Origin of the sequence: Herpetosiphon sp. (assembly GCF_003512625.1) — a bacterium.
Classification (GTDB): Bacteria; Chloroflexota; Chloroflexia; order Chloroflexales; family Herpetosiphonaceae; genus Herpetosiphon; species Herpetosiphon aurantiacus.
This window is the reverse complement of sequence record NZ_DOPT01000065.1, coordinates 1-9,332: the sequence shown is the minus strand read 5'-3', so window position 1 is coordinate 9,332 and position 9,332 is coordinate 1. Positions and strand designations below refer to the sequence as shown.

Sequence of the window (9,332 nt, the reverse complement as noted above, 5' to 3'; positions counted from 1 at the left end):
GGCTAAGGTTGATGCCTATAGGTTCATCCCCCTGCACCCCCTAAAGTGCGATTAACAAGGCTAGGCAATCAATCAATTTGCTTAGGCCTTTGCGATTGGTACGAATGCAACAAGCTTACCCATGCAGGTGCACGGTTAAGCAGGTACCTTCGCCAACGACACTTTGCACATCGAGCGTGCCACCCAGTTCTCCGGCACGCTCGGCCATACTGGTTAGCCCCAAATGGCGGCCACTGCGCTCCAATAAATCGGGGTCGAAGCCACAGCCATTATCTTTCACCATCAAGGTCGTCGATTTGCTGGCAAAGCTGAAGCTCACTCGTACATTAGTTGCTTGGGCATGGCGCAGCGCATTGGCAATCGCTTCTTGGGCAATTCGATATAAGCCAGCAGCATTGGCTGGGCTAAGTACCGAATCCTCGCCCTCACACTCCAAATTAATGGCAACTTCTTGAGCATTCAAGCTGGCAATATGGTCGCGCAGCGATTTGATAATGCCATGTTCTTGCAACGGCGTTGGGCGTAATTGCAGCAAGAGTTCACGCATTTCGCCTAGTGATTGATGGGCTGCGGCCTTCAAGCGATCAATTTGAGTGGCCGCCCGAACTGGGTTGCGCTCAACTTGGGCACGGGCAGCTTCAGCCGTCAAGGTCATGCTAAACAAGGTCTGGGTGACCGAATCGTGCAATTCACGCGCCAAACGTGAACGCTCCTCAGCTTGAGCCGCGCGTCGAGCTTGATCATACAAACGTGCTTGTTCGATCGCGATGGCGGCTGAGGTGGCTAAACCTTCAGCTAAAACCAATTGCTGTGGCCCAAATGGGGCATCGCGATCAGGTGTGGCGACCAAGACAACCCCTAAAACTTGCTCTTTGATGCTCAATGGCAAGGCCAACAAGGTTTGGTAAGGAATCGTCGGCGAAACCGCATGAATTACTCTGGCGCAGCCTTGTTTGATCACTTTGGCTAAAGTTGGCTCGTTACTCAACGAGGTTGGGCTGGCCCAACGCATGCGCAAGTAGTTATGATCACCCATTGCGCCAGCTTGGGGAGTCAAACGCTCGCCCTGTTCATCAAGCAATAACACCAATACATCTTCAGCATGCAAGGCCTCGCCAATGGCGGCGGCGGCACGGAGCAAGACTTCGGGCAAGTGCAAGGTCGAGCCAACCGTGCGGGTCATTTCCAAAAGCAAGGCCATTTCGGTGGCGCGACGTTCAGCAGCCGCAAACAGATGTGAGTTGTGCAAGGCCAAGGCAGCTTGGTTGGCAAAATTGGCGACCAAGTGACCATCATCGGCGGTATAGGCATTTTCGCGATGGCTATCGACGGTCAAAATGCCGACCGTGCGTTCGCCCACCCGCAAGGCCACCCCAATCCATGAACGAATTGGCCCAGGCTGCATCACAAACGATGGATCTTTGCGCACATCGCCCAAAACCACTGGTGCAGGCGATCCAACCACTTTCCGCGCCAATTCATTATCAGGCACCGAAATCCGCATATCATAGACTTCGTTATTCATGCCACGGGCAGCGATTACTTGCAATTCATCATCTTCAAGCTGCTGAACTGAAGCGCTATCGAAGGTAACCACCCGTTCAAGTTGGCGCAAAATACAAGCCAACACCTCATCGCGATCAAGCGTGGCGTTCAAAGCAACTGAAACTTCATTCAATGCCGTTAGTTGGGCGACATACGAGCGGGTATCATCAAGCAAGGTTTGCAACTGATTGGTCGATTGATCGCGTTCGGCGGTGCGTTCATCGATCCGCCGTTGCAAGCGTTGATACGATTGTTGCAAATCTTCGTAGGCCCGTTCGAGCGTGGCATAATCGGCTTGAATGCTGTTATATTCGCTATCGAGGGCACTATGTGCTTGAGCTAAAACCGTGCGTTCGCGCTCAGTGCGTTGGATACTGGCCCACGCTTGGCCGAGCAAAAGGCTTAATGAACCAAGCGTGATTAGCAATGCTAGCCAGTGTGGCGCAAGCCAGAGCCAGCCAACCCCCACAAAAACACCAAGTGTTGCCAAGCCAAAACTCATGGCTGGGGTTAATCGTGGTTGAGGGGTTGGTCGTGCTTGATTGGTTGGGGCATCAAGAACACGCATAACTGGCTCCTTACTTGGTTTAATCATGGCGTTGAATCGCCAAAAATGCTTGTTCAACTTGGCGGCGAGTTTCCGCGAGCGAACCGCTATTATCAATTACAACATCGGCATGGGCGATTTTATCGGCCTGACTATTTTGAGCATTAATCCGCAGCAAGGCTTCGGCTTCGCTCATACCCCGGGTTTCGATCAAGCGAGCTAGCTGAATTGCTGGATCAGCGGTGACAACCCAAACTGCATCACACAAAGCAGGATAGCCACTTTCAATCAATTTAATTGCATCGATCACCACAACCTGAGCATTATTTTGGCGCTGAGCTTCCAGCCAAGCCATAATTGTTTGGCGAACAATTGGGTGTACCAAGGCTTCCAAACGGCGCAACTGGGCTTGATCGGTGAAAACGATTTGGCCTAGGGCTTGACGATTAATTGGCTGGCCAAAGGTTTGGTTTTGCAGAATTCCAAGGCCAAAAGCCTCGACGATCGGTGTATAAGCGCTGCCATCAGGGGCTTGCACTTGATGCACCACGGCATCAGCATCGCAAACAGCTGCGCCTAATTCGTGAAGCATCGCCACCACCGTGCTTTTGCCACATGCAATATTGCCAGTCAAACCAATTCGATACATTACAAGCCCTTATACAAGGATGAATTATGAACTATGAAAGATACCGTTTAACCACGAAGGACACGAAGGGCACGAAGGCTGATATTAACAACGTTTACAGCCAAAACCCTAAATCTTCGTACCCTTCTTTTCTCTGCGCCTCTGCGCTTTTGATTTTTGCCTTCTGACTTTTGCCTTTAATTAGGCTCCAACTTCTTCGGCCAATTGCTCCCAGCGGGTGTAATAATCGCTGAGTTGGTTTTCGAGTGCGGCATATTGCGTGCCAAGCTCGCCAATTTTGCGGCTATCTTGCTTAATTGATGCTTGCATAATTTCGGCATCAAGCGCGGCTTTGCGTTGCTCTAGGCTGGCAATTTCGCGCTCAAGGTTTTGCAATTGGCGCTTGGCACTGGCTGGCACAGGCGTTGGATTGGCTTTGTTGGCCTTGGTTTGGCGTTCGGCAGCGCGTTTGGCCTCGATCGCGGCGGCTTCAGCAGCACGACGTTCGTTTTCTCGCTGAGCAGCAAGCGCCGAATAATTGCCTGGAAAGCGCGTAATGCTGCCATCATCGTTGACCAACCACAAGGTATCAGCGACTGCATCGATAAAATAGCGGTCGTGCGAGACAAACAGTAAGGTACCATTAAAATCGTTAAGCACGCCTTCAAGCGCCTCGCGGGCCTGAATATCCAAGTGGTTGGTTGGCTCGTCGAGCATCAAGAAGTTGCCACCATTGAGCATCAACTGCGATAAGGCTACTCGCGAACGCTCGCCGCCCGAAAGATCGCGAATTTGCTTGAATACATCATCGCTGGTAAATAAGAAGTTGCCGAGCATGGTACGTGCCCGGGTTTCGCCCATTTGCGGGTTATGGCGCAGCACTTCATCCAAAATCGTGTTGTTGAAATCGAGGCCTTCGTGACCTTGGGCATAATAGCCAAGCTGTACGTTGGCTCCAACCTCAAAACTACCAGCCAAGGGCTTGAGTTGATCGACCACGGTTTTGAGCAAGGTTGATTTGCCGCTGCCATTTGGCCCCAGCAAGGCCACCCGTTCGCCGCGCATCACATACAATTCATCAAATTGTAGCAAAGTGGTGGTTTGTCCGTTGTTGGTATAGCCAACTCCCAATTGATCGAGCGCTAGCACAACATCGCCAGAACGAAGGTTGGTTTGCAAGGCAAATTTAAGTTCTTTGCGGCGTTGCGGGCCTTCAATCGCTTTAACATGGCCGTGAATACTATTCCAGCCTTCTTTAAAGCGATTAAGTCGGCGTTCGCGGCCTTTGGCTTCGCGGGCACGAACCCCAGCCTTGAAGCGCCGAATAAATTCCTCGGTTTTGGCGATCATCTGTTGTTGGGCTTCAAACTCTTTGGCTAAACGCTCCATGCGTTCAGCCTTGATCGTTTGATATTTGGAATAGGGCGCGGCGTAATCCTGCAAGCGGCCCCACTCCATTTCCCAAGTGCGATTTGAAACCCGATCAAGGAAGTAGCGGTCGTGGGAAATCACGATCAATGTGCCTTCCCAATCGCGCAAAAAGTCTTCGAGCCATTCCAAGGCCGCCATATCCAAGTGGTTGGTCGGCTCGTCAAGCAATAGAATATCGGGATCTCCTAGTAGGGCCACGGCAAGCGCGGCGCGGGTGCGTTGACCACCACTAAACTGAGCAATCGGCTGCGTCCATTGAGCATCAGTAAAGCCCAAACCTTGGAAGGTACGGGTAATGCGATGTTCTTTTTCATAGCCGCCAGCATGCTCATAGCGATGTTGCAACTCGCCGTAGCGCTCCATCGCCTGTTCCCATTGGGGATCATCGGGATTGGCGATTGTAACTTCGAGCTGGCGCATTTCGTCTTCGATGTTGCTCAGCGCAGCAAAGGCGGCATGCGCTTCGCGCTCTAAGGTCGAATCGGCGGCGAACGTTGCTTCTTGAGCTTGGTAGGTCACGCGCAAACCGCGTGAGCGATGCAACGAACCTTCGCTGGAGCTATCGATGCCAGCGATAATTTTCATTAACGTAGATTTGCCCGCGCCATTGACCCCAACCAAGGCGATTTTGTCGCCACGAGCCACTTGGAACGAGACAGCTTCAAATATTTGTTCGGCTCCAAACCATTTGCCGAGATTATTAGCAATTAAGACAGACATTATCGGGTGCTCCTCAAGGTTTCACACATCATACCATTGCTTTAAGTTTTAGCTATCAGTCTTGAGGCGCACGTAGCATGCGCTTCAGCGAGTAGTACAATCGTCCCTACTTAAATGCTGGATTGTATGCTAGGATAAACCCGCTGGTGTGGTTTTAACAACTTCGGCTTTGATAGGGAGAGACTATTCAAGCCTGCTCACCTCAATCTGGTGCCAACCATAGTCGTACCCATACACCCTAATTTCGATATAGTTCATGGGTAGTGGTTCGATTTTTTATAGTACGAGGTTTTGGTATGCATCTGAAAACGATAATCGGTCTGGGCAGCATGCTGCTTGGTTTGGCGACCGCTGGAATTGGTCATGCCCAACAAACCATTGCAACGCAGGCGGCTGCTTCGATTTTTACCGTAACCACCTTTAATGATGAAGTTAATCAGAATGGCCAATGCTCGTTGCGCGAGGCAATTGTGGCGGCCAATACCAACAGTGTCAGCGCCGATTGTGGCAATGGAGCGCTAGTCACGACGATCAATTTAGCCAGCGGAACCTATACGCTGAATATCGATAACCCTGCGCCAGTTGGCACGGAGTTTCGGCTTGATGATAATAGCGGCTTATATGGCGATTTGGATATTACCGATACGCTGAGTTTGGTCGGCGCGGCTCCGAATCTGACGATCATTAGTGGCCTGAGTGTCGCCAATACCAATCGAATTCTGCATATTCATAGTGGTACGGTTAATCTGAGCAACCTGAGCTTAATCGAAGCACATAGCCCATGGAATGGTGCTGCAATTTATAATCAAGGCCAGCTAACCATCAATAATGTTAATCTGAATAATAATCAGACCGTTTTGAATCTGAATTACAACGATAATCTCGCTGCCTTACATGGCGGAGCAATCTACAATGCTGGCAGTTTATCGATTAGTAATAGTGCATTGATTGGTAATCGTACTGCCGCAACCTTGCATGATTTTAATGGCGGAGCAATTTATAATACCGCTCAGTTAACAATTAATGCGGTTGACTTTCGCCAAAATCAAGCAGTCAATGGTGGGGCAATTTATAGCACTTCGACCGATCAACAATTAAGCATTAGTACCAGCGAATTTACTGATAACGAAGCAATCATTGTGAACGATAACGAAGATCCGCAAGGTGGTGCGTTGTGGTTGAATAGCACCAAGACGATCAGCAATACGATCTTTCGGAGCAACGAGGCCAATGCTGGTGGTGCAATCTATGCGCTCAAGGCTTTGACGATCAATACGAGCATCTTTGATCGCAATGCTGCTGGAAGTGGCAATGGGATTGCTCATGGCACGGCAATTCATAGCAAAGGCCAGTCGAATATTAATCGCAGTATCTTTAAATTCAATGCTGGTGATTCAGCAGCGATTGGTAATGCTGGCACGATGCAACTTGATCGCGCTACAATCATCAATAATTCCAATCGAGCAATTGAATTTATGGGCACTGCGCCAATTGGCACTGGCGGCGGAGTTCACAACACCAATCAATTAACCATTATCAATAGCACGATTAGCAATAATACGGCTAATTTGGCGGGTGCAGGGATTTATAATTCGCGCTCATTGCACTTGATCAACACTAGTGTGATTAGCAATGGCATTAAATTTGGCGATGAAGATGGAGTTGGCGGTGGAATTTATACGCTACCCGCCAGTACGAGCTACCTTACCAATACCTTGATCAGCCTCAATACAGCGCCTGCGGGAGCCGATTGCTGGGGGGCGACGCAAGGTTTTTATGCGCTGATTAGCGAGCTTGATGATTGCCAACTGGCTGGCAATACGAATCTTGGTGATCTCGCGGCTCAAACCAGCCCGCTAACCCAAGTTGATGACTACACTTGGGTTGCACCATTAACCCAAACCAGCCCAGCGGTTGATGCGGGCAACAACCAAGCCTGCCCCGCGAGCGATCAACGCGGTCAATCACGGCCAATCGATGGCAATGGCGATTTGTTGGCTCGCTGCGATCTTGGTGCTTACGAATTTGTTTCGACCCAAACCTTCTACCATCAATTTGCCCCTTGGGCCACCCGCTAAAATGCCAAAGCGGCGCGATCCTCGTTGATCGTGCCGCTTATTCCTCAATCCACAAGCAAACTAGGTTACTCAGCTAGGCGATAGCCAACACCCCATTCGGTCAGCAGAATTTTCGGCTGACGGGGATTGTCCTCTAATTTACGCCGTAAATGCCAGATATAGACTTTCAGCGAATCGTGATCTGATTCTTTGCCACTGCCCCAAATCGAGCCAAGCAATTTTTCGTGCGGCACAACTTGCCCAACACTATCAGCCAGCAAAATCAACAATTGATATTCGGTTGGCGTGAGATCGATCACTTTATCTTTGACTTTCAATTCGCGGCGTTGTCGATCCAGCACCATCAAGCCTTCGCCAGCGGTGATAATTGGCCGTTGCGGTGGAATCCGGCGCAACAAAGCCCGAACCCGTGCTAACAATTGGCTTGGGCTATAGGGCTTGGTGACATAATCATCGGCCCCACTATCCAAACCTGAGACAATTTGCTGGTCTTGAATATTGGCGGTCAGCATCAAAATGGGCACATTGCTGAACTCGCGAATTCGACGGCAAGTTTCGTAGCCGTCCATGGCAGGCAACATCACATCCAAGATAATTAAATCGGGTGTGAGTGAGCGGACATACTCGATGGCGGTTGGACCGTCGTAGGCAATTTGAACCCGATATTTTTCCATGGTCAATTGCAACGACAACAACTGGGCAACATCGGGTTCATCGTCTACAACTAAAATTAACGGTTGTTCCATAAGTGAGAGATCCTCTCCAAAAACACTAACCCGATTTTTTAGGGCAATAATTCCGATAATACATGATCCATCTCAGACTCTGTAATCGCATTAATCCGAGTATACCGAATAATGCCTTCAGAATCAATAAAAAAAGTAACAGGAATATTAAAAATCCCAAATGCTTGTTGGGCAACCCGCTCGTTATCAAGCGCAATCGGGTAGGTTACGGCGTAGCGCTGAATAAAGCGCCGAATTTCTTGATCGTTATCTTGATCGGTTAGGTTGATGCCAACGACGGCGATTTTATCACCATAACGTTCGGCTGTGCGCACCAAAGCGGGCATTTCTTCCTTGCATGGCTCGCACCACGAGGCCCAAAAATTAATAATGATTGGTTTGCCCTTATATTCCGTCGGGTTAAAGCTGCCACCGTCAACCGTTTTGAGCACCATATCAGGCACTGGTCGATCGATACCAACCACGGTTTGCGGTTTACTACCACCACTCGTTAAGATTGCCACTGTCGCAATAACGATAATTGCCACGACAATGCCTGCGCCGAGCCAAAGCCATTCTTTGCGTGAAAGGCCTTGCTTGGCGCTAGTTTCAGATTCGCTGGTCATGATGATTGCTCCTAGGGCTTGGCTCCATCAAGCAGGCTTTGGGCTAATTTGGCCTGCAAACTGGTTGGGCCAAGTTCAATAACTTTTCGCCATAAACGCTCGGCATCAGCCATGCGTGGTTCAGGCAATAAGGCATACACGCGCCCCACATTCAGCAACACCAGCAAGGTCTGATCATCTTGGGACAAGGCGGTTTCAGCTTCTGCGAGGGCTTGTTCACTATAAAAGGGGTTGCCAAAGCCAATCCCATAGCGTGCCAAGGCCACCGCCCGATCCGAACGAATCAGCGGTTGGAAGGTATCCAAGGCCAAGGCTTGCGAATAGGCATCGCTGGCTTGAATCCAACGGCTGAGGTTTTGCACATAGGCTTGGCCGTTGGGGGCATGCTCATAAATCATCTGAATAAAATCATAATGGGCATGGCCGAGCATAATCCAGCCATTCGGATCACGCGGGTTTTGGTTGATCACACTTTGGGCTTGGATAGTGCTCGCATCAAGCGCCAGCAGTTGATCGCGCACATTTGGGTCGCTAATTTCGCTCAAAATCGTCGAGGCAAAGAGCGGCATTTGTTGCGGGGCGGTCTCAGCTGGCGGACGAGTATTGAGCCAAATTAAGCCGCCAGTTCCGCTAATTACTAGTGCAGTTGTAATGACCAACACTAACCAGCCATTTAGCCAGCGCCAACGCACTGCTCGTTCCACATCAATGGGTTTAATTGTGGGATTGCCACGCCGCGAGGGCAGCGGACGATAATCTAATTCATCGGGTTGTTCCGACATTCTGTTTAAACTCGCTAGCTACAGATGCAAACGTTGCCTGCATCCGCAGCGGTTATGATCGATTAAGTTGTAATGGTTTTTGCTTTCCCTCACCCCTGCCCCTCGCCCACTGCGGCGGGCGAGGGGGGATTCCAACCTTAATGATTGGGTTGATCCCCTTCGCTCGCTCGGCGGGAGAGGGGAGTAACGTACAAGGGTAGGTTTTAAGGATAATCTCCGTTCCCTCACCCCAGCCTCTCTCCCACGGCGG

The 9,332-nt window shown here is 50.2% G+C and carries 7 protein-coding genes; 1 reads left to right on the top strand and 6 read right to left on the bottom strand.

Annotated elements, in window-relative coordinates:
* Nucleotides 1-115: 115 nt before the first annotated feature.
* The 3 genes from DEF47_RS14835 to abc-f form a co-directional block, all read right to left on the bottom strand.
* The gene (locus DEF47_RS14835) at nt 116-2,113 is read right to left on the bottom strand and encodes a sensor histidine kinase (RefSeq protein WP_012190269.1); all 1,998 of its coding nucleotides are present in this window, start codon (nt 2,111-2,113) and stop codon (nt 116-118) included.
* A 19-nt stretch (nt 2,114-2,132) separates the two neighbouring features.
* Nucleotides 2,133-2,741 carry a dephospho-CoA kinase gene (coaE, locus tag DEF47_RS14830; RefSeq protein ID WP_012190268.1) on the bottom strand — a complete coding sequence of 203 codons (609 nt, stop codon included), beginning with the start codon at nt 2,739-2,741 and terminating at the stop codon, nt 2,133-2,135.
* A 180-nt stretch (nt 2,742-2,921) separates the two neighbouring features.
* Entirely contained in the window at nt 2,922-4,871 is a 1,950-nt protein-coding gene (abc-f, locus tag DEF47_RS14825; RefSeq protein WP_012190267.1) for a ribosomal protection-like ABC-F family protein, read from the bottom strand.
* Between the two features lie 296 nt (nt 4,872-5,167).
* On the opposite strand from abc-f, the gene DEF47_RS14820 reads away from it, so the two are divergent.
* The gene (locus tag DEF47_RS14820) at nt 5,168-6,949 is read left to right on the top strand and encodes a CSLREA domain-containing protein (protein ID WP_012190266.1); all 1,782 of its coding nucleotides are present in this window, start codon (nt 5,168-5,170) and stop codon (nt 6,947-6,949) included.
* A 65-nt stretch (nt 6,950-7,014) separates the two neighbouring features.
* On the opposite strand, the gene DEF47_RS14815 is transcribed toward DEF47_RS14820, so the two are convergent.
* From DEF47_RS14815 to DEF47_RS14805, 3 genes are read right to left on the bottom strand one after another with little or no spacing between them, the layout of a single operon-like run.
* Nucleotides 7,015-7,695, bottom strand: coding sequence for a response regulator transcription factor (locus DEF47_RS14815; protein WP_012190265.1), 681 nt, complete (start codon nt 7,693-7,695; stop codon nt 7,015-7,017).
* A gap of 38 nt (nt 7,696-7,733) precedes the next feature.
* Complete coding sequence (locus DEF47_RS14810; RefSeq protein WP_012190264.1) at nt 7,734-8,300, bottom strand: TlpA family protein disulfide reductase; 567 nt, start codon at nt 8,298-8,300, stop codon at nt 7,734-7,736.
* Between the two features lie 11 nt (nt 8,301-8,311).
* Nucleotides 8,312-9,082, bottom strand: coding sequence for a tetratricopeptide repeat protein (locus DEF47_RS14805; protein WP_012190263.1), 771 nt, complete (start codon nt 9,080-9,082; stop codon nt 8,312-8,314).
* Between the last annotated feature and the right edge of the window lie 250 nt (nt 9,083-9,332).